Source organism: Streptomyces bikiniensis (genome assembly GCF_000716625.1).
Classification (GTDB): domain Bacteria; phylum Actinomycetota; class Actinomycetes; order Streptomycetales; family Streptomycetaceae; genus Streptomyces; species Streptomyces bikiniensis.
This window is the reverse complement of the sequence record NZ_JNXJ01000008.1, coordinates 1-18968: the sequence shown is the minus strand read 5'-3', so window position 1 is coordinate 18968 and position 18968 is coordinate 1. Positions and strand designations below refer to the sequence as shown.

Here is an 18968-nt window from a genome sequence, read left to right as displayed (position 1 = left end):
GTCCGTTTTGGCGGTTCGTACGAAGAAAACCCGCCACAGGCAAACCGTTTCAGTATGAACACATGAACGAGCGAGCGTCCATCTCCGCGCGTAGACAAGAATTCGGGCCACCTAGACTGGCCCCCATGGCGAAGTGGACACCGAAGCACGAGGCACCCGAGCCCCTGGAAGGGCCCGTCGTCGCCACCATCACCGGCGGAACGATCCTCTGGTTCGTCCTCTTCCTCGTCCAGGTCCCCTTCTACGGCTGGTTCGACGACCGGGACCTGACCTGGTGGGTGTGGACCTGCCTGGCCGGCGCGGGCCTCGGCCTCATCGGCATCTGGTACGTGCGGAAGCGCGACGCGGCGCTCAAGCGGCACGCGGCGGCGCGGGAGGCCGGGGGACGGCCGACCCCGTAACCCCACCCTGCCCCACCCGGCACCGGCAAGAACACCGGCGCCGGGAAGAACACCGGAAGCGACACCGACGTAGTCCCACAGGACCACCCCCCGTCCCCCCAGGGTCCGATCCCCACCCCCATATCCCCCTCTCCGGCAGGTGAACGCCCCCTTCCGGTCGTACCGTCGAGAGCATGACGCAGCGGGCGAAGATCGACACCGACAGCAGCGGGACGGCAGGGGGCGGACCGCCCGTCGAGCACCGCCCGGCCGGGCTCACCTCCGCCGAGGTCGCGGAGCGGGTCGCGCGCGGAGAGGTCAACGACGTCCCCGTACGGAGTTCCCGTTCGGCCGTCGACATCGTCCGGGCCAACGTCTTCACCCGCTTCAACGCGATCATCGGCGTCCTGTGGGTGATCATGCTCTTCGTCGCGCCGATCCAGGACAGCCTCTTCGGCTTCGTGATCGTCGCGAACACCGGCATCGGCATCATCCAGGAGCTCCGCGCCAAGAAGACCCTCGACGGGCTCGCCGTCATCGGCGAGGCCAAGCCGAGGGTCCGGCGCGACGGGACCGCCGCCGAGCTGTCCACCTCGGAGATCGTCCTGGGGGACCTGATCGAGCTGGGGCCCGGGGACAAGGTCGTCGTGGACGGGGTGGTGGCGGAGGCCGACAGCCTGGAGGTGGACGAGTCCCTGCTCACCGGCGAGGCGGACCCGGTGGTGAAGAAGCCGGGCGACACCATGATGTCGGGCTCGTTCGTGGTGGCGGGCGGCGGCGCGTTCACGGCCACGAAGGTCGGCCGCGAGGCGTACGCGGCGCAGCTCGCGGAGGAGGCGTCGCGCTTCACGCTCGTCCACTCCGAACTGCGCAGCGGCATCTCCACGATCCTCAAGTACGTGACGTGGATGATGGTCCCGACCGCAACCGGTCTGATCATCAGCCAGCTGATCGTCAAGGAGACCAACCTCAAGGACTCGATCGCCCGGACCGTCGGCGGCATCGTCCCGATGATCCCGGAGGGCCTCGTCCTCCTCACCTCCGTGGCCTTCGCGATCGGCGTGGTCCGCCTCGGCCGCAAGCAGTGCCTGGTCCAGGAGCTGCCGGCGATCGAGGGCCTGGCGCGGGTGGACGTCGTGTGCCTGGACAAGACGGGCACGCTGACCGAGGGCGGCATGGACGTGACGGAGCTGCGCCCGCTCGGCACCGGCACGGACGAGGCGCACGTACGGAAGGTCCTGGGCGCGCTCGGCGCGTCCGACCCGCACCCGAACGCGTCCCTCCGGGCGATCATCGAGGCCTACCCGGACGCGGACGGGTGGCGCTGCGCGGAGGCGCTGCCGTTCTCCTCGGCCCGCAAGTACAGCGGCGCGACGTTCGAGGAGGGCGGCGGCGCGGAGTCGTCGTGGCTGCTGGGCGCCCCGGACGTGCTCCTGGAGGCCGGCGACCCGGCGCTCGCCGAGACCGACCACCTGAACGAGCAGGGCCTGCGGGTCCTCCTCCTGGCCCGTACGGACCGCGCGCCCGGCGCCCCCGGGGCGGCGGAGGCGGCCCGCCCGACCGCGCTGGTGGTCCTGGAGCAGCGGCTGCGCCCGGACGCGTCCGACACCCTGGCGTACTTCGCCGACCAGGACGTCGCCACCAAGGTCATCTCCGGCGACAACGCGGTCTCGGTGGGCGCGGTGGCCGGGAAGCTGGAGCTGCCGGGGGCGGAGCACACGGTGGACGCCCGCACGCTCCCGGAGGACCGGGAGAAGATGGCGGAGGTGCTGGAGGAGAACGCGGTCTTCGGCCGGGTCACCCCGCAGCAGAAGCGGGACATGGTGGCGGCGCTCCAGTCGAAGGGGCACACGGTCGCGATGACCGGGGACGGCGTGAACGACGTCCTGGCCCTGAAGGACGCGGACATCGGCGTCTCGATGGGCTCGGGCTCGGAGGCGACGAGGGCGGTCGCGCAGATCGTCCTCCTGAACAACTCCTTCGCGACGCTGCCGTCGGTGGTGGCGGAGGGGCGCCGGGTCATCGGCAACATCACGCGCGTGGCGACCCTCTTCCTGACGAAGACGGTGTACTCGGTGCTGCTCGCGGTCCTCGTGGTCTGCTCCCAGGTGGAGTACCCCTTCCTGCCCCGCCACCTGACCCTGCTGTCCACCCTGACGATCGGCGTCCCGGCCTTCTTCCTGGCCCTGGCCCCGAACAAGGAGCGGGCGAAGCCGCACTTCGTGCGCCGGGTGATGCGGTACGCGATCCCGGGCGGGGTCGTCGCGGCGGCGGCCACCTTCACCACGTACCTCCTGGCCCGGCACCACTACAGCGGCGCGGACGCCCTGGGCGCCGAGACCAGCGCGGCGACCCTGACCCTCTTCCTGGTCTCCCTCTGGGTCCTCGCGATCATCGCCCGCCCCTACACCTGGTGGCGCCTCGCCCTGGTCGCCACCATGGCCGGCGCCTTCCTCCTGGTCCTCGTCGTCCCCTGGCTCCAGGACTTCTTCGCCCTGAAGCTGGTCGGCACGACGATGCCCTGGGCGGCGGTCGCGATCGCGGCGACGGGCGCGGCCCTGCTGGAGGTCGCCTGGCGCTGGGTGGACCGGAGGTTCCCGGCGTAGCCGAACGGATCTTCTGGAGGACGACATGACCACGGAACTCTTCGCGGGCATCCCCGTGACCGACTACACCACGGCCCTGCCCTGGTACGAACGCCTCTTCGGCGCCCGGCCCTCGTTCCTGCCGCACGACACGGAGGCGGTGTGGCAGCTCGCCGAGGGCCGCTACGCCTACGTCGTCGAGGACCGCGAACGCGCGGGGAACGCCCTCCTCACGACCTTCGTCGACGACCTGGACGCCCGGGTCGCCGAACTCGCCCGCCAGGGCCTCGAACCCGTGCGACGCGAGACCTACGACACCGTGACCAAGGTGACCTACCGGGACGCGGACGGCAACGAGATCGGCCTGGGCGGCGGGCCGCTCTGAGACCGGTGCTCCACGACCCGGGGTACGGCGCCGCGGCCCCGGCCATGGACCGCCGGACGCCCCCTAGGTCATGTCTCTCCGATCATCGGATCGTTAGCTTGGTATGACTGGTCGCGGTGATCTGACGGACGCGGAATGGGCTCGACTGGAGCCGCTCCTACCGGTGAGCAGCGGACGTTGCGGTAGGTGGCGAGACCACCGACAGGTGATCAACGGTGTCCTTCACCGGATTCGTACCGGGGTGCAATGGCGTGACCTGCCGGAGCGGTTCGGCCCGTGGAAGACCGTCCACAAGCGGCTCCTGAAATGGTCGGCCGATGGGACCTGGGAGCGGCTACTGCAGCAGATCCAGGCTACTGCGGATGCCGCGGGCGATATCGACTGGGACATCTCGGTCGACTCTACGGTGGTGCGGGCCCACCACCACGCGGCTGGCGCGCGCAAGGCGCTGCCGCCTCCCCGACGCTCAAAAGGGGAGCAGGCGATGGGACATCAGATCGAGCCTGCGGGGAGCGGGCTGGCTGCCCACCTGGTGGAGGTGGTGCGGAAGGTGAAGGGCTGGGCCGGTCGCGCGGCGGGTTCACCACCAAGGTTCACCTGAGTGCCGACGGCAGGTGCCGCCCGCTGTCCCTGTTGATCACGCCCGGACAGTGGGCGGACTGCACTCAGTTCGAACCGGTCATGGAGGAGATCCGTGTTCCCCGAACTGGCGCCGGGCGGCCCCGCACGCGGCCTGACAGCGTGAGCGCCGATAAGGCATACAGCAATCGACGCACGCGGTCCTACCTGCGCAAACGAGGCATCCGCCATGTCATTCCCGAGAAGGACGACCAAGCGGCCAACCGCGTCAAACGCGGCTCCTGTGGCGGTCGGCCTCCCGGGTTCGACGGGGAGCGGTACAAAAAGCGCAACGTTGTCGAGCGGGCGATCAACAAACTCAAGAGCTTTCGAGCCGTGGCCACGCGCTATGACAAGCGCGGTTACGTCTTCCTCGGCACGGTGACGCTCGCAGCCATCGTCATTTGGCTCCGCTCCTGATCGGAGAAGCATCGCTTCATGCGTGGAGGACGAGAACAGCGTTTGTCACGTTCTCCGGGCGGACCGCCGGGGGCTACGTTCCGGTGTGCGCCGTGTCGGCACGGCGCACACCTTCTGCCCGTCGGGCGCCCTTGCGTCAGCCTCGGAGGGCTGAGGCGAAGAGGGCGGGGAGGTCTTGCCATCGGGGGTTGGCGGCGAACTCGGTGAGGAGTCGGCCGGTGCGGGCGGCGGTGGTGTTGGTGACGAACCACGGGGGTTTGGGGGAGATGGTGGTGTCGCCGAGGAGTACGGAACGGGGTGCGGGGCGGAAGGGGCCGGTGACGACGGTGCGTTCGGTGTGGTCCAGGAGGAGGGCGTTGTGGATGATGCCGATGCCGCTCTGGACGTCGTCGAGCGTGTGTCCGGGGTAGGCGCCCCAGGTAGCGCGGGGGGTGGCGTAGCCGACGCCGGTCCAGGCGTTGACGGCGACGGTGCCGTAACGCAGGTTGGCGATCGCGGCGCGCAGGCTGTCGCCGAGGGCCTTGATGGTGTCGGGGTGGGCGATGAGGTTGGCGCCGAGGGTTCCGTGGAGGCGTTCGTTGGCGGCGGTGACGGCGGCATCAAGGAACTGGGTTGCGGTGCCGGGGAGTTCGGCGACGCCGAGGACCGGGCCGAAGTATTCGGTGGTGAAGGCCGTCTCGTCGGGGTCGGTGAGGTCCAGTCCGGTGAGGAGGGTGCGTTCGGGTGTGCCACCGGGCTTCTCCGCGCCGGGGTGGAGGTCGCGGGCGGACTGGACGCGCGCTTCGCAGCCGGGGTACCAGGCGGGGCGGGCCGGTGCGGTGGCGAAGGCTCGGCGCAGCGCGGTGAGGAAGGCGTTCTTCTGGGGCCAGTCGGAGCTGAGGATGAGGATCTGGCCGGCGATGCAGTTGCAGCCGCTGTTGTGCAGTCGCATGGTGGCGACGTGCTCGGCCTGGTAGCGCAGATCTGCCTCGGACCACTCGCCGGGCAGGATGATGATGGGGGAAACGCCGCCGAGTTCGCTGGTCATGGGCTTGGACAGTTTCGGCTTGCCTGCGGCCTTGGCGGCCGTCGCCGCCTCCCCGGTGCCCCAGACTACGGCGTCGTGGGTGCCTTCGCTGCCGGTCATGTGGACGGCCGCGATGCCGGGGTGCCCGGCGAGTGCCCCGCCCACATCGGGGCCGCCCGTGACGATCTCGACCAGGCCCCGGTCGATGAGCGGCTTGAAGGCCGCGCGGTAGACGTCGGCGAGCGGGTCGGTGGTGGGGTTGAGCTTGAGTACGGCGGTGCGGTTCTCCGCGAACAGCTGATAGAGCACGTCCAGGGGCGGGATGGACAGGATGTTGCCTGCACCGAGGACGAGCGCGACGCCCCTGGTCCGTCGCGGGGCCCGCTGGGTGAGCCCGGCTGTGGCGCGCAGCTGCTCCTCTGTGGTGCCGGGCGTCGTCCAGACCTCGGCGTGGAAGCCGTTCAGGAGGAGCTTGTCGTAGGTGTCGTACGGGAGGACCTGGACGGCGAGCCGGTCGCCGGGGGCCCGGGTGATCCGTGTGTCGGCGAGGACGTCGGCCCCTTCGTCGAGGCGGCGCAGGGTTTCCTGGAGGGCCTGGAGGTAGGTGAGCACCGCGTACGGGCCGCTGAGCCATTCCTCTCCGAGGAGCGGGGAGGCGGGGTTGAGCTGCTTGATGCAGGCCGCGGTGCGCACCCATGTGTCGGCGGTGGCCGCGGTCGCGGCCGCGACGTCGAGGAGCAGTCCGCGCCGTTCGGACAGGTGGGTGCGGGCCCAGGCGCGTTCGCCGGTGGCGAGTCGTTCGACCAGGGCGTCGATGTCGGGGGTGGGAGTGGTGCTGCGGGTGGAGGGCTGGTCGGTCATGGTGGAGCCTCGCTCGCGTGTCGGGGGTCAGGAGAGCTTGGGGAGGATCTCGTCGGCGACGCGGTGGCCGGATTCGGCGGCGCCGTCGATGTAGCCCGCCCATCGGGTGGCGGTTTCGGTGCCGGCCCAGTGCAGGGGACCGACAGGGCGGCGCAGGGCCGGGCCGAAGCGGGTGAGGGCGCCGGGGACGGCGAAGGCTCCGTAGCAGCCGCGGCTGTACTCCTCCTCCGCCCAGTCGCGTTCGATGAAGGCGATGGGGCTGCGGGCCTTGGGGCCGAAGTAGCCGACGAGGTCGTTGATCACCTGGGCGCGGCGCTCGTCGGGGTCCATGCGTGATCCGGTGTCGGCGTGGCGTCCTTCGAGGAAGCCGACGAGTACGCCGCACGATCCGTCGTGGGGGGTGTTGTCGAGGACGGTGCCGAAGGGGCGGTGGGTGCTGTTGGCCTGGCCGCTGAGACCGGCGTGGCGCCAGAACGGCTCCTCGTAGGCGATGTTGATCTTGATGACGCGGCCCATCGGCATCCGCTGGATGAGCTGGTCGCGGTCGCCGGGCAGGCCGGGGGTGTAGCGGATCCGGGCGGCGAGCGGCGGCGGGACGGCGACGACGGCGCGCCGGGCGCGGACGGTGAGGCCGCTGCGCGTGGTGACGCGGACGCCGGAGGTGGCGGCGGGCTGCCAGTCGATGTCGGTGACGGGGGCGTCGAGGACGATCCGGTCGCCGAGTTCCTCGGCCAGTTCGAGCGCGATGCGCTGCGTTCCGCCGAGGACGCGGTCCTGCTGGGCTCCGCCGGAGACGTTGATCAGCTGGTCGAAACCGCCGGCGCCGCCGACGTAGAAGGCGGCCCAGAGTGCGGACATGTCCTCGGGTTCATTGGAGAAGACCGCCTCGGTGAACAGCCGGAAGAAGTCCCGGCCGCCCGTGGTGCGGGCGGTGCGGCGCAGCCAGGTGTCGAAGGTCTGGCGGTCGAGTTCCTCGGCCTGGGGCGCTCGCCAGGGCTCGGCGGCGGCGACCTGGCGGGCGATGCGGTCCAGGCGGTACTGGGTCTGTCCGATGTCGGCGAGGACGAGGGGGTTGAGCTTGGGGATCCGGCCTGTGTACTGGGCGCGGGTGGTGCGGATCTCTGCGATGTGCTCGCCCTCGCCGTAGGTGGGGTAGGTGTTCAGGCCGAGTTCCCTGATGAGTTGCATGGCCTGGTGCTGGGCCGGGCCGACCCACTGCCCGCCGACCTCGATGGGAGCGCCTCCGGGCAGCTCGCCGTTCAGGAGCCGGCCCCCTACGCGGTCTCGTGCTTCCAGGACCAGGACGTCCACCCCGTTCCGCACGAGATTCCGGGCGGCCACCAGGCCCGCCACACCGGCGCCGACGATCACGACGTCCGCTGACTTCTCCATCACGTCCACCATTCATACAGAGTGCATCTAACATACATAGCGTATGTGATATCCATGGCGTATGGAAACGCTGCGCGAAAAGTACGCGGAGAACACCCGCCGCACCCTGCTCGACACGGGGCTCAGCCTCTTCACCGAACGGGACTACACGGCCGTCTCCGCAGAGGAACTGGTGCGCACGGCAGGGCTGACGCGCGGCGCGCTCTACCACCACTTCGACGGCAAGGCCGGACTCTTCGAGGCTGTCTTCGAAGAACTGGAGCGGCAGGCCACCGAACACATCCGGGCAGTGATCGCCCCCGTGACCGATCCGCGCGAGCGCGCGTACCGGGGCGTCGACGCGTTCCTCGATGTCTGCAGCGGGGAGGCGTACCGGCACATCGTGCTGCAGCAGGGCCCGATCGCCCTGGGCTGGCAGCGGTGGCGCGAGCTGGACCAGCTCCATCTCGGCGGCCTGGTCCAGGACGTCGTGAACGCCGCACTGGACGCCGGACGCCTGCGGCCCTACCCCGCCGCTCTGGTCGCCCGGGCTTTCTACGGCGCGCTCACCGAGCTCTCCATCACGATCACGGAAGCCGACGAACCGGAGCGGACCCGCGCCCAGGCGGCGGAACTCGTACGCGACCTCATCGGCGGCGTCGTAACCCCCGGCGGCCCGCCGCCGGCATGACCCACCGCCGCCGTCCCGTCGTCACACCGCGGAGGGCGGCGCCATGCCAAATTGACGGTCCGATGATCGGAGAGACATGGCCTAGTCGAACCACCGGTCCCGGGACAGTTCCTCCGTGCGGGTCGGGTCCTCCAGGAGGGCCGCGACCTCGAAGCGGCGGGGCCACTGGCCGGCGGCCCAGGCGAGGCCGGCGGCGACGCCCTCGAGGGTCGCGGCGTGGACGGTGCCGTCGGGGGTGCGGCGCCAGTCGAGTTCGACGCCGCCCGCGCGGAGCTCCTCGTGCTCGACGTAGAAGCCGGGGGTCGCGGGGCCGAGGAGGGCCGTGACCGCGTCCGGGACGCCGTGGTCCTCGCCGGTCGTCGTGACCTCCGCCTCCACCGTCTCGCTCAGGCGCCGCACCTGGAACAGGTCGGCCAGGTCCACCGCGCGGGACGGGGAGACCGGGAGGAGCGGGAGGCCGGCCGTCAGGGGCAGGAGGTCCGGGGCGTCCGCCACCACCGCGTCCGCCGCGTCGACCACGGTCACGACCCCGTCGACGACCGCCCGCAGCTCGTCCGGGAGGGTCACCTGCTCCGGGTCCAGGTCCGCGAGGGCCGTGTAGAGGGCGTGCAGCTGCGGGGCCGACACCGTGCGGTCCGGGTCCGCCAGGCGGGCCAGGAGCTCGGCCGCGCCGCCCGGCTCGTCCAGGAGCGCCGGGACCGAGGTCCGGACGCCGAGGGCCCGCAGGACCTGCTCGTCCTCGAAGCCGGTCGCGTCGGCGGAGTCGTACAGGCCCATCAGGAGGGGGTCGGTGCCGGCCGCGCGCAGTCCGGCCGGGCGGCGTCCGTCCAGGACGGGGTGGTCCCGGAGCCACCAGGCCGTGTACGAGCGGACGGTCTCCGTCGTGCCGTCCGGCAGGAGGACCCGTACGGGCTCGATCAGGGCGTCCCTCAGGGGCGGTGCGGCGAGCAGGGCGAGCGCCTGCGGCCAGGCGTCGTCGTCGACCAGGTCCAGGTCCCGCACGGCCGTGATCTCCGTCGCCACCGGCGGCACCGGGGTCTCCGGGAGCCGGTCGAGGACGTCCTCGCACCACACGTCGACCGCGTCGAGGAGCCCGGCGTCGTCCGGCTCCGGGTAGTCGCCCTCGCGGGGCTCGACCTCGTCCGGGTCGAGGACGAGGTCGCTCGTGCGGACCAGGGCGAAGGTGGCGAGCACCCCGCACGCGGTGAGGGGCTGCTCGCCCCAGCGGGCGGCCAGGTCGGCGTCCACGAAGGCGATCTCGTCCTCGCGGACGACGGCGGCGAAGGGCGAGCCGGGCAGGACGAGTTCGCTGGCCGGGGCGAGTTCGCCGTCCTCGTCGGGGAGGGCGAGCGCGCCCAGCCACGGCTCCTCGCCCGGGGCGAGCTCCGCGTCCCTGACCAGGCCGAGGACGGTCTCCGCCAGCTCCTCGGCGTCGAGGGCGTCGACGTCCTCGTCCCAGATCTCGCCCACGTCGAGGGAGGCCGCGACCGCGAGCCGCACCTGATGGGTCGTCAGGATCGCGCGGGGCGTGGCGGGCAGGGCGCCCAGCTTCTCCAGGAGCGGGTGGGCGGCGTCCGGGTGCGCCACCTTCAGGCCGAGGCGGGCCAGCTCGGGCGGGGTGCCCTCCTGCGGCAGCAGGACCTGGCGGGGGCCGATCGCCGTACGGGACCGGCCGCCCCCGTCCTCCTCCGCCAGCGGCACCGGCAGGCCCGTGAGCCGGTCCGGGTCGACGCCCGCGAGGGAGTCGTACAGGCGCCACCACCAGCCGGCGGGCCGGTCGACCCCGGCCAGGCGGTCGATCGCCTCGGTCAGCGGCACCCGGCCGACGCCGAGCGTGCGCAGCTCCGGGCGGCGCTCCAGACCGGCCGGGAGGAGCGTCGGGAAGACCTCCGCCAGTACGTTCACGGTGTCCGCGCCCGCGCCCTCCACGACCTCCGCCTCGATCGTGCGGAGCGCGGGCAGTTCCTCGGTCGGGACGGCGGGCGCCAGGAACCCGACGCGCGGCAGCCGGTCGAGGATCGCCTCGCGCAGCGCCCCGTCGAGCGGGCCCTTGCCGAACGGACCGGGCACGAGGTCGAGCGCGGCGGTCGTCACCGGCCGCCAGTCCGCGAGGAGTTCGGCGTACGCGTCGGCCGCCCGCTGCACCAGGAAGTCGGTGAGCGGCCCGGGCGCCGGGTGGCGGCGGGCCGTGTCGAGCGGCAGGGAGGCGATGAGGAGGGCGGGGATGCCCAGGGGTTCGTCCGTGGGGGTCGGGGCGTGCACGACGGGGGTGGTCTGCGGGTAGCGCGGGGCCCCCTCGTCGTCCACGGGTACGGCCCAGGTGACCGACCAGTGGGGGCGCAGGCGCTCCTCGACCGGGCGGTCCCTGAGGAGTTCGGGGTCGATCGGGCCGCCGTGGCTGACGGTCCGCCAGCGGTGCGCGCCGCCGGTGGAGCCGGTGACGGCCGCGCTCGCGGAGTCCTCGACGCGGACGTAGCCGTCGGCCTCGGAGCGGCGGAGCGTTCGTACACCTTCGGGTGTCTCCACGACGACCTCGGACAGACCCGGAAGAGTGAGCAGCAGGGCGTCGTCGATCGAGGAGAGGAGGCGTTCGGTGAGGTCGTGGGCGGCCGCGTCGCGCAGCGGCAGGACCACGACGGTGTCGTACCCCTCGGGCGCGGTGCCCTCGGCGGGCAGCGGCAGGCGCAGCAGGGGCACGTGGCCGTCGCGGCGGCGCAGTTCGTCGCCGAGGCCGGGGCTGTAGCGGGCGGCGTCGGCGGCCAGTTCGCGGGCTTCGGCGAGGGACCAGCGGACGCCGCCGTGGCGGCCGAGGAGGGCGGGTTCGTCGGTGACGGCGAGGACGGCGGCGAAGCCGACGCCGAAGCGGCCCACGGCCCCCGTGTCCCCCTCGCCGCCCTGCTCGCGCTTGGCGGAGGCGCGGAGGGTGGACAGCGACTCGACGCCCGTGGCGTCCAGCGGGGCTCCGGTGTTGGCGGCGGCGAGGACGGCCGGGCCCTCGCGGTCCGCCGGGTGCAGGGTGAGGCGGAGGCGGCCGGGGAGGCCGGCGCGGCGGGCGGCGTCGGCGGCGTTCTGGGCCAGCTCGACGACCAGCCGGTCGCGGTAGCCGCCGAGCGCGAGGTCCTCCTCGGCGTTGGCGTCCTCACGGAACCGGGCGGGCGAGGCCCCCCAGGCGTCGAGGACTCCGCGGCGCAACCGCGCGGTGCCGAAGGGGTCGGTTCCGTCGGTCGTCGTCCGGACGCTGACGCTCACGTCTGACTCCACTCTGCGGGGCGGTGGTTCGGGGCGGGACCGGTACGGTGCCGCTCCCCGGGCCCGAGGGCCCGGGGCCCGAAGGTACCGCGCCGCGCGGCACGGCCTTCCCGGCGGAGGGAGCCGCCCGCGCGAGCGGCCGGGTCCTCGCCCGTGGGCGACCTGGGCCCTCGCCCGCGAACGGCACGGACCCCCGCCCCGTGGGCGACCTGGGCCCTCGCCCGCGAACGGCTCGTCTCACCCGTGAGCGGCCGGATCCGCCGGGAGCCGGCTGCGGCCGGTGGCCCGGCTACGAGTGGCCCAGGTCCTCCAGGACCTCGTCCGGCTCCGTCGTGGAGCCGGAGTCCCCGGCGGGGCGGAGGGGGAAGGCGTCGACGGCCGTGGAGTCGTGGACCGGGAGCGCGGGGCGCGGCGGCTTCGGCATGACGGCGGCCTCCGAGTGGCCCCCGCAGCCGTACGCCAGGGAGACGACCCGGCCGTCCGCCGGGGAGAACTCGTTGGCGCAGATGCCGAAGGCCTGCTTCAGGGAGCCGTCGAGCGGCACCAGGAAGGCGCAGGAGTCGCAGGTGGCGGGGGCCGCCTGCGCCATCGGGGTCCTGGCCCCGAAGGCCTCGTCCCAGCGGTCCGCGGCCGTGTGCAGGCCGTAGCGGGACAGGACCCGGGCCCGGCGCATGCCGAGCTCGTCGGCGACCGACGCGATCGCGCCCCGCGAGGGGGTACGGGTCACGATCTCGGCGTCCTCGGCGTCGAGGTGGTCCGCCAGCTCCTCCGAGACCGCGGAGTTCGGCGGCGGCGCGTCCTCGCCGGTGTAGCCGGGCTCCAGGCGCGGGTCGTCCTGTTCGGTCGGCAGCAGGTCGCCCGGGCCCATGTCGCCGGGGCGCAGCCGCTCGCTCCACGGCACCCACTCGGGGGCGAGGAGGGAGTCGGGGCCGGGCAGCAGGACGGTTTCGTCAAGCGTGACGTTCTTGGCGCGGGAGGCGCGCGCGACGGTCACCGCCCAGCGCCAGCCCCGGTAGCCGGGCTCCTTGCACTCGAAGAAGTGGGTGACGACGCGGTCGCCCTCCGCGACGACCTCCACGTGGGCGCCCACGATCCCCGGCGCGGCCGCCTCCTCGGCGGCCTCCCGGGCGAGTTCCACCGCCTCGGCGCACAGGCGGTCGGGGGTACGCGTGGCTCGCGGGGCACGCGGGGTACCGCTTCGCGTCGTCGCAGCACTCACAGGTATCGCTTCTCTCCTACGCCGTCTCACAGGTGCGCCGGCCGGGAGGCGGGAGCGAAGCAACGGGCGGCGGGCGGAGCGGACCGGGGGGCCGCATCGACGTCCGCGCCCGACGTGTCTCGCGCGTCTCGGGCACACCTAACGCCATCCATTCTGCGGGATGCCGAAGAGGCGCGCGGCCGAGAGCTTCCGCCGGTGACGCGCTACGCACGCTACCCCGTTCGCGGGCCTCCGCCCACCTGCCCGCCCCAAGAGGCCCGCCGACCCGCCCCGGGAGGGCCGTCCGCCCACCTCGGGAGGCCCGCGAAACGGGCGGGGCCGGCGCATGGCCACGGCCCCGACAACACCGGAACCACCCGCTCCCGCGCGGCGCGCCCCGGTGGAGGAGTACGACTCCGAAACCCGGCGACCGACCGGCTCCGCGCGGCGCGTCCACCTGGCCCGCCCGCTCCCGCGCGGCGCGCCCACGGACGCCGAAGTCCGCGATCCCGGCCGGACAGCCACCCGCCACCGGACGCGGCGCGCCCACGACAGAGCGGTACGGCTCCGAGACCCGGCGACCGGCCCGGCCCGCACGGCGCTCGGCTTCCCGGCCACGAGCCGACCCGGCCGGACTGCCCGCCCCTGCGCGGCGCGCCCACAGTAGAGCGGTACGGCTCCGAGACCCGGCGACCGGCCCGGCCCGACCCGCACGGCGCTCGGCTCCCCGGCCACGAGCCGACCCGCCCCGCCGCGAGCCGACCCGCCCCGCCACGACCCGCCCCGCCCCGGGTCGCCCCGCCCCGGCCCGGACCGGCCGTCCCGCGTGGCGCGTCCCGTTCCGGGGTGGTGCGACACGCCCGGAGTGCGGGGCGCCCGGCTTCGCCGCCGGTGGTTCCGTCCGGCCGTCAGGTGCCCCCGGTGGTCCGGATGTCTCCCGCGTCACGTCACGATTCGTCCCCCGACCTTGGGGCACTATGACGGGGTGGCAGCCGCACGGTCCCCCGCACGATCCGACGATCACACCGGGCCGCTCCGGAGAGCGGGCCGGGCGGTCGGCCGTGCCCTGCACCTGCCGTTCACCGGCACCGCGAAGGGCATCCGGAAGGCCACCCACGCGCACGGCGCGGGCGAGTCGGGGCTCGGCAAGCTGATCGAGCTGCACGCCGTGAACGGCGCCGGGGACGTCATGATCACCGTCGCCCTCGCCTCCACCGTCTTCTTCTCCGTGCCGACCGACGAGGCCCGCGGCCGCGTCGCCCTCTACCTCGCCATCACCATGGCCCCGTTCACCCTCCTCGCCCCCGTGATCGGCCCGCTCCTGGACCGCGTCCCGCACGGCCGGCGCGCGGCGATGGCGGGCGCGATGGGGACCCGCGCGGTCCTGGCGATCATGATGTCCGGGGCCGTCGCGACTGGCGGCATCGAGCTGTACCCGGCCGCGCTCGGCGTGCTCGTCGCCTCCAAGGCGTACGGCGTGGTCCGCAGCGCGGTCGTGCCCCGGCTGCTCCCACCGGACTTCTCGCTCGTGAAGGCGAACTCCAGAGTCACCCTGGCGGGACTGCTCGCCACCGGAATCGCCGCGCCCGTCGGGGCGGGCCTCCAGATGATCGGGCCGGGCTGGCCGCTGTACGGCGCGTGCGCGCTGTTCCTGCTCGGCGTGTTCTGGGCGCTGCGGATGCCGCCGAAGGTGGACTCCGCGAAGGGCGAGCGGCGGGCGCACCTGCTCACCCACGGCGAGAAGAAGCCGAGCCTGCGGACGGTCGGCCCGGCCGTCCTGCACGGCCTCGCGGCCAACGCGGCCCAGCGCATGCTGTCCGGCTTCCTGATCTTCTTCCTGGCGTTCCTGCTGCGCGAGCACCCGCTGTCCGGGCAGAGCGCCGCCGTCTCCCTCGGCATCGTGGGCGTGGCGGCGGGCGTCGGCAACGCCTGCGGGACGGCGGTCGGCTCGCTGCTCCGGGACCGGGGCCACGGCCCCGAGGTGATCATCGCCACGATGATCAGCGTCGTGCTCGGGACCGCGATCTGCACGGCGATCTTCTTCGGCGGCGTCATGGTCGCCGTCCTCGGCGCCGTCGCGGGCCTCACCCAGGCCCTGTCGAAGCTGTCCCTGGACGCGCTGATCCAGCGGGACGTGCCGGAGGTGGTGCGGACCTCGGCGTTCGCGCGCTCCGAGACCGCCCTGCAGATGGCGTGGGTGGTGGGCGGCGCGATCGGCATCGCCCTCCCCCTGAACGGCACCCTCGGCATGTCCGTCGCCGCCGCGATCCTCGCCACGGGCGCCCTCCTCGCCGTCCGGGGCCTCCTCTCGGCCTCCCGCCGCCCCGGCCCGAAGAACCGCCCGAAGACGAGGGTGGCGTGACGGACGGGTGCGGTGCGGGCGGGACCTCCCGGCGTACGGATGGCCCAGCCCTTCCCGTACGGCGGGGCGGCACGCCGTACCCCCGCGTGGCGCGGAAGCGACGGCCCGATAGCCTTCGGCTCATGACCGTTGCGCTCTTCTCCGGCTCGCGCCGCCGGACCGCCGTCGCCCTCGGGGCCGTCTCCGCCGGGCTCCTCGTCCTCTCCGCCTGCGACAAGCCGACCCCGGTCGCGACCCTGACCGTCGGAACCGAGTCGGTCCACTCCGAGGCCGCCTGCTACAACGACGGCGACGCCATCAAGGAGTCGCAGGTCCAGGAGTGCCTCAACAAGAAGGCCGAGAAGTCCCTCACCGTCGCGCCCGACGACCGGATCCGCTTCGGCGTGGACCCCGAGATCGCCGACAACGGCTGGACGATCTTCCTCGGCGGCGAGCAGGCCGAGGCCGAGCCGTACAAGAAGACCTACCGGACCATTCCGGCCAGCGCCTTCTTCTCCGGCCAGCCCGGCGAGACCGTGAACAACGCCCAGGTGACCATCGTCGAGAACACCGGCAAGAAGCTGACCGGCATCTGGCACTTCCAGCTGAAGAAGGAATCCTGATCCGCCGGTGGTCCACCGGATCCTGATCGTGACGGCCGTGGCGGCGGAGGCGGACTCCGTCTCCGCCGGCCTCGCGTCCGTCACCCCGGAGGCCCGGGACGTCCCGGCCGCCCCCGAGCGCGTCCCGCTGCCCGGGGGGCACGCCCTGCGCCGCCACGCGGCGGAGGGCGACCGTGCGCGCGTCGACGTCCTCGTCGGCGGGGTCGGCCCCGCGGCCGCCGCCGCCGCGACGGGAACGGCCCTCGCGCACGCCGCGCTGACGGACGCGGACCGCCGCGAGCGGCCCTACGACCTCGTCGTCTCCGCCGGGATCGGCGGCGGGTTCCGGCCGGCCGCACCGCTCGGGTCCCTCGTCGTCTCGTCCGCGATCGTCGCCGCCGACCTCGGGGCGGAGACCCCCGACGGGTACCTCGCCGTCGACGCGCTCGGCTTCGGACGGTCCGCCCACCCCGTGCCCGAGGCGCTGACCGGCCGCGTCGCCGCCGCCCTGGCCGCCGAGGGCCTGCCGTGCGCCGTCGCGCCCGTCCTCACCGTCTCCACCGTCACCGGCACCGCCCGCCGCGCCGCCGAGCTGGCGGAGCGGCACCCCGGGGCCGCCGCCGAGGCGATGGAGGGCTTCGGCGTCGCCGAGGCCGCCGCCCCGTACGGCGTGCCCGTCGTCGAGCTCCGGGCCGTGTCGAACGCCGTCGGCCCCCGCGACCGCGCCGCCTGGCGCATCGGGGACGCCCTGGACGCGCTCCGGCGGGCCGCCGGAGCACTGAGCCGCACCGTCCCCGAGGAGGCGCCGTGGAACTGAAGATCGCCTATTCGCCCTGCCCGAACGACACCTTCGTCTTCGACGCCTGGGCCCACGGGCGCGTCCCGGGCGCCCCCCGGCTCGACGTGACCTTCGCGGACATCGACGTCACCAACGGCTGGGCCGAGGGCGGCACCGACGCGCACCACGTCCTGAAGGTGTCGTACGCCGTGCTGCCCCGGATCCTCGACGAGTACGCCCTGCTGCCCTGCGGCGGCGCCCTGGGCCGGGGCTGCGGGCCGCTCGTCCTGACCCGGTCCGCCGGGACCGGCGCCGACCTGGCCGGGAGGACCGTCGCCGTGCCGAGCGAGCGCTCGACCGCGTACCTGCTCTTCCGGCTGTGGGCGGCCGAGGCCGTGCCCGGTGAGGTCGGGGAGGTGGTCGTGATGCCGTTCCACGAGATCATGCCCGCCGTCCGCGACGGCAAGGTCGACGCGGGGCTCGTCATCCACGAGGCCCGCTTCACGTACCAGGAGTACGGGCTGCACCGGCTCGCCGACATGGGCGAGCACTGGGAGGCGACGACGGGCCTGCCGATCCCGCTCGGCGCGATCGTCGCCCGCCGCTCGCTCGGCGCGGAGACCCTCCGGCTCCTCGCCGACGCGGCCCGCACGTCCGTGCGGATGGCCTGGGACGACCCGGCCGCCTCCCGGCCGTATGTCATGGAGCACGCGCAGGAGATGGACCCGAAGGTGGCGGACCAGCACATCGGCCTGTACGTGAACGAGTTCACGGCCGACCTCGGCGAACAGGGCTACGCGGCGGTCCGCGGGCTGCTCACGCGCGCCGCGGCCGAGGGACTCGTACCGCCCCTCGGCCCGGACGCGCTCGCCTTCCCGTAGGACGGGTCAGACGTCGAGCTGGTCCGCGACGGCCCGCAGCAGGCCGGCGATCTTCTTGCCCGCCGCCTTCTCCGGGTAGCGGCCGCGCTCCAGCATCGGCGTGATGTTCTCCAGGAGCGTCGTCAGGTCCTGCACGATGGACGCGAGTTCGTCGGGCTTGCGGCGCTGGGCCGCGGCGACGGACGGGGTGGGGTCGAGGATCACGACGGACAGCGCCTGGTCGCCGCGCTGGCCGGCGACGACGCCGAACTCCACCCGCTGGCCCGGCTTCAGCGCCTCGACTCCGGCGGGGAGCACCGACGAGTGGACGAAGACGTCGCCGCCGTCGTCACGGGAGAGGAAGCCGAAGCCCTTCTCGCTGTTGAACCATTTCACCTTGCCGGTAGGCACGTCCGTCCTCGTCCTCGTCGATGGGGATGGCAAACAGCGGGTCGACCGACCCGCCGGCACCAAGGCTAATGGTCCGGAGGCCGGTGACAAGACGTCGCCGATGTGTTCCTACGGCCTGGGAACTACCCTGGCCGAATGCGTGATGAAACCCCCGCCGTGCCGGTGGACGACAGTGCCCCGGGTGACGGCCTCGTCAGGGCCGGCGGCATCGTGTTCGTGATCGGCGCGGTCGCGACGCTGGTCACCGTGGCTCCGCTGTTCCTCGGGACGGACCCGTTCCCCACCGTCGCGTACACCGTCTCCATGCTGATGGGGGTCGGATTCCTCGTCGCCGGCGCCGGTGTGATGCGCTCGATCGCGGCCCAGCGGCGCCAGGCCAGGGCCGGCGCGGGCACGGGCGCTCAGGCCAGGTAGCCCTCCCACCAGGCACGGAAGTCCGTCAGGTCCGGCAGGACCACGTCCGCGCCGGCCTCCCGCAGCTCCTCGGCGGGGCAGGGGCCGGTCGCCACGGCCACCGAGACGGCGTCCGCCGCGGCGGCGCCCCGGACGTCGCCGACGTGGTCGCCCACGTACACCCGGGCGCCGTGGGCGCGCAGGGCCTCCGCCTTGCCCTCGGCCCACAGGCCGCCGACGACCGCGTCGGGCTCGATGCCGAGGTGGGCGAAGTGCAGCTCGGCGTGCGGGCCGTTCTTGGCGGTGACGACGAGCGTCCGGCCGCCCGCCTCGCGGACGGCCCGGAGCGCGTCCTCGGCGCCCGGCATCAGGACGGTGGGCGCGATCGCGTGCTCCGGGTAGAGCGCCCGGTAGCGGGACACCATCTCCGGGACGCGCTCCTGCGGGAACCAGTACGCCATCTCGTGCTCCAGCGGCGGCCCGAGGCGGGTCACGACGAGGTCGGCGTCGATCGCGGCACCGGTGTCGGCGGCGAAGGCCTGCCAGGTGGCCCTGATGCCGGGGCGGGTGTCGAGGAGGGTCAGGTCGAGGTCGAATCCGACGGTGAGGGGCGCGTGCGCGGGGGTCGAGATCATGCCCCCATTCTGGTCCAGACATTCGGATCCGGGGACGCCTTCGCGAGGGCCGCGGGGGCGGGTTCGCGGGGGCCGCGGGGGCGGGTGTACGGGGGCTTTGGGGCAGGTTGCAGGGGGGTGTGGCTGTCTCTTATACACATCTCCGAGCCCACGAGACTAGGCATGATCTCGTATGCCGTCTTCT

At 73.5% G+C, this 18968-nt stretch carries 15 protein-coding genes and 1 pseudogene; 10 read left to right on the top strand and 6 right to left on the bottom strand.

Going from position 1 to position 18968, the window contains the following annotated elements; all coding sequences use genetic code 11:
* Positions 1-125 precede the first annotated feature (125 nt).
* From OO47_RS07500 to OO47_RS34745, 4 genes and pseudogenes are all read left to right on the top strand, one after another.
* Positions 126-401: a DUF2530 domain-containing protein gene (locus OO47_RS07500; RefSeq protein ID WP_030208507.1), complete on the top strand. Its 276-nt coding sequence runs from the start codon at positions 126-128 to the stop codon at positions 399-401.
* Between the two features lie 173 nt (positions 402-574).
* A complete protein-coding gene (locus tag OO47_RS07495; RefSeq protein ID WP_030208505.1) occupies positions 575-2986 on the top strand; it encodes an HAD-IC family P-type ATPase in 2412 nt (803 codons plus the stop codon).
* A 25-nt stretch (positions 2987-3011) separates the two neighbouring features.
* Positions 3012-3350: a VOC family protein gene (locus OO47_RS07490; protein ID WP_030208503.1), complete on the top strand. Its 339-nt coding sequence runs from the start codon at positions 3012-3014 to the stop codon at positions 3348-3350.
* 103 nt (positions 3351-3453) lie between these two features.
* Positions 3454-4388 (top strand): annotated as a pseudogene (locus OO47_RS34745) (IS5 family transposase).
* A 136-nt stretch (positions 4389-4524) separates the two neighbouring features.
* On the opposite strand, the gene OO47_RS07480 reads toward OO47_RS34745, so the two are convergent.
* Both OO47_RS07480 and OO47_RS07475 read right to left on the bottom strand, forming a co-directional pair.
* Entirely contained in the window at positions 4525-6255 is a 1731-nt protein-coding gene (locus OO47_RS07480; RefSeq protein ID WP_051715519.1) for an aldehyde dehydrogenase family protein, read from the bottom strand.
* Between the two features lie 27 nt (positions 6256-6282).
* The gene (locus OO47_RS07475; RefSeq protein WP_030208491.1) at positions 6283-7659 is read right to left on the bottom strand and encodes a flavin monoamine oxidase family protein; all 1377 of its coding nucleotides are present in this window, start codon (positions 7657-7659) and stop codon (positions 6283-6285) included.
* A gap of 49 nt (positions 7660-7708) precedes the next feature.
* On the opposite strand from OO47_RS07475, the gene OO47_RS07470 reads away from it, so the two are divergent.
* Complete coding sequence (locus tag OO47_RS07470; RefSeq protein WP_030208488.1) at positions 7709-8317, top strand: TetR/AcrR family transcriptional regulator; 609 nt, start codon at positions 7709-7711, stop codon at positions 8315-8317.
* 81 nt (positions 8318-8398) lie between these two features.
* Here OO47_RS07470 and OO47_RS07465 read toward each other — a convergent pair whose 3' ends face one another.
* The gene (locus OO47_RS07465) at positions 8399-11578 is read right to left on the bottom strand and encodes a sacsin N-terminal ATP-binding-like domain-containing protein (RefSeq protein WP_051715517.1); all 3180 of its coding nucleotides are present in this window, start codon (positions 11576-11578) and stop codon (positions 8399-8401) included.
* 277 nt (positions 11579-11855) lie between these two features.
* Positions 11856-12785 carry a DUF3027 domain-containing protein gene (locus tag OO47_RS07460; protein WP_030208484.1) on the bottom strand — a complete coding sequence of 310 codons (930 nt, stop codon included), beginning with the start codon at positions 12783-12785 and terminating at the stop codon, positions 11856-11858.
* A gap of 964 nt (positions 12786-13749) precedes the next feature.
* Between OO47_RS07460 and OO47_RS07455 the strand changes: the two genes are divergently transcribed.
* From OO47_RS07455 to OO47_RS07440, 4 genes are all read left to right on the top strand, one after another.
* On the top strand, positions 13750-15126 hold the full coding sequence (locus OO47_RS07455; RefSeq protein WP_030208481.1) for an MFS transporter: 1377 nt from the start codon (positions 13750-13752) through the stop codon (positions 15124-15126).
* 122 nt (positions 15127-15248) lie between these two features.
* On the top strand, positions 15249-15728 hold the full coding sequence (locus OO47_RS07450) for a hypothetical protein (RefSeq protein ID WP_030208478.1): 480 nt from the start codon (positions 15249-15251) through the stop codon (positions 15726-15728).
* A gap of 7 nt (positions 15729-15735) precedes the next feature.
* Positions 15736-16524 carry a futalosine hydrolase gene (locus tag OO47_RS07445; protein WP_030208475.1) on the top strand — a complete coding sequence of 263 codons (789 nt, stop codon included), beginning with the start codon at positions 15736-15738 and terminating at the stop codon, positions 16522-16524.
* A complete protein-coding gene (locus tag OO47_RS07440; RefSeq protein WP_030208471.1) occupies positions 16515-17366 on the top strand; it encodes a 1,4-dihydroxy-6-naphthoate synthase in 852 nt (283 codons plus the stop codon). The genes OO47_RS07445 and OO47_RS07440 overlap by 10 nt, the downstream gene beginning before the upstream one ends.
* A gap of 6 nt (positions 17367-17372) precedes the next feature.
* Here the strand turns inward: OO47_RS07440 and OO47_RS38570 are convergent, their stop codons facing one another.
* Positions 17373-17756, bottom strand: a complete 384-nt coding sequence (locus OO47_RS38570; protein ID WP_030208470.1) for a cold-shock protein — start codon at positions 17754-17756, stop codon at positions 17373-17375.
* 135 nt (positions 17757-17891) lie between these two features.
* Between OO47_RS38570 and OO47_RS07430 the strand changes: the two genes are divergently transcribed.
* Positions 17892-18170, top strand: coding sequence for a hypothetical protein (locus OO47_RS07430; protein WP_030208468.1), 279 nt, complete (start codon positions 17892-17894; stop codon positions 18168-18170).
* Here the strand turns inward: OO47_RS07430 and OO47_RS07425 are convergent.
* Complete coding sequence (locus tag OO47_RS07425; protein WP_030208467.1) at positions 18158-18784, bottom strand: HAD family hydrolase; 627 nt, start codon at positions 18782-18784, stop codon at positions 18158-18160. The genes OO47_RS07430 and OO47_RS07425 overlap by 13 nt on opposite strands.
* Positions 18785-18968: the final 184 nt, after the last annotated feature.

Excerpts from the sequence above, each read along its gene's own strand:
- OO47_RS07500 (WP_030208507.1), top strand. The coding sequence starts at position 126 with ATGGCGAAGTGGACACCGAAGCACGAGGCACCCGAGCCCCTGGAAGGG.
- OO47_RS07495 (WP_030208505.1), top strand. The coding sequence starts at position 575 with ATGACGCAGCGGGCGAAGATCGACACCGACAGCAGCGGGACGGCAGGG.
- OO47_RS07490 (WP_030208503.1), top strand. The coding sequence starts at position 3,012 with ATGACCACGGAACTCTTCGCGGGCATCCCCGTGACCGACTACACCACG.
- OO47_RS07480 (WP_051715519.1), bottom strand. The coding sequence starts at position 6,255 with ATGACCGACCAGCCCTCCACCCGCAGCACCACTCCCACCCCCGACATC.
- OO47_RS07475 (WP_030208491.1), bottom strand. The coding sequence starts at position 7,659 with ATGGTGGACGTGATGGAGAAGTCAGCGGACGTCGTGATCGTCGGCGCC.
- OO47_RS07470 (WP_030208488.1), top strand. The coding sequence starts at position 7,709 with ATGGAAACGCTGCGCGAAAAGTACGCGGAGAACACCCGCCGCACCCTG.
- OO47_RS07450 (WP_030208478.1), top strand. The coding sequence starts at position 15,249 with ATGACCGTTGCGCTCTTCTCCGGCTCGCGCCGCCGGACCGCCGTCGCC.
- OO47_RS07430 (WP_030208468.1), top strand. The coding sequence starts at position 17,892 with ATGCGTGATGAAACCCCCGCCGTGCCGGTGGACGACAGTGCCCCGGGT.
- OO47_RS07425 (WP_030208467.1), bottom strand. The coding sequence starts at position 18,784 with ATGATCTCGACCCCCGCGCACGCGCCCCTCACCGTCGGATTCGACCTC.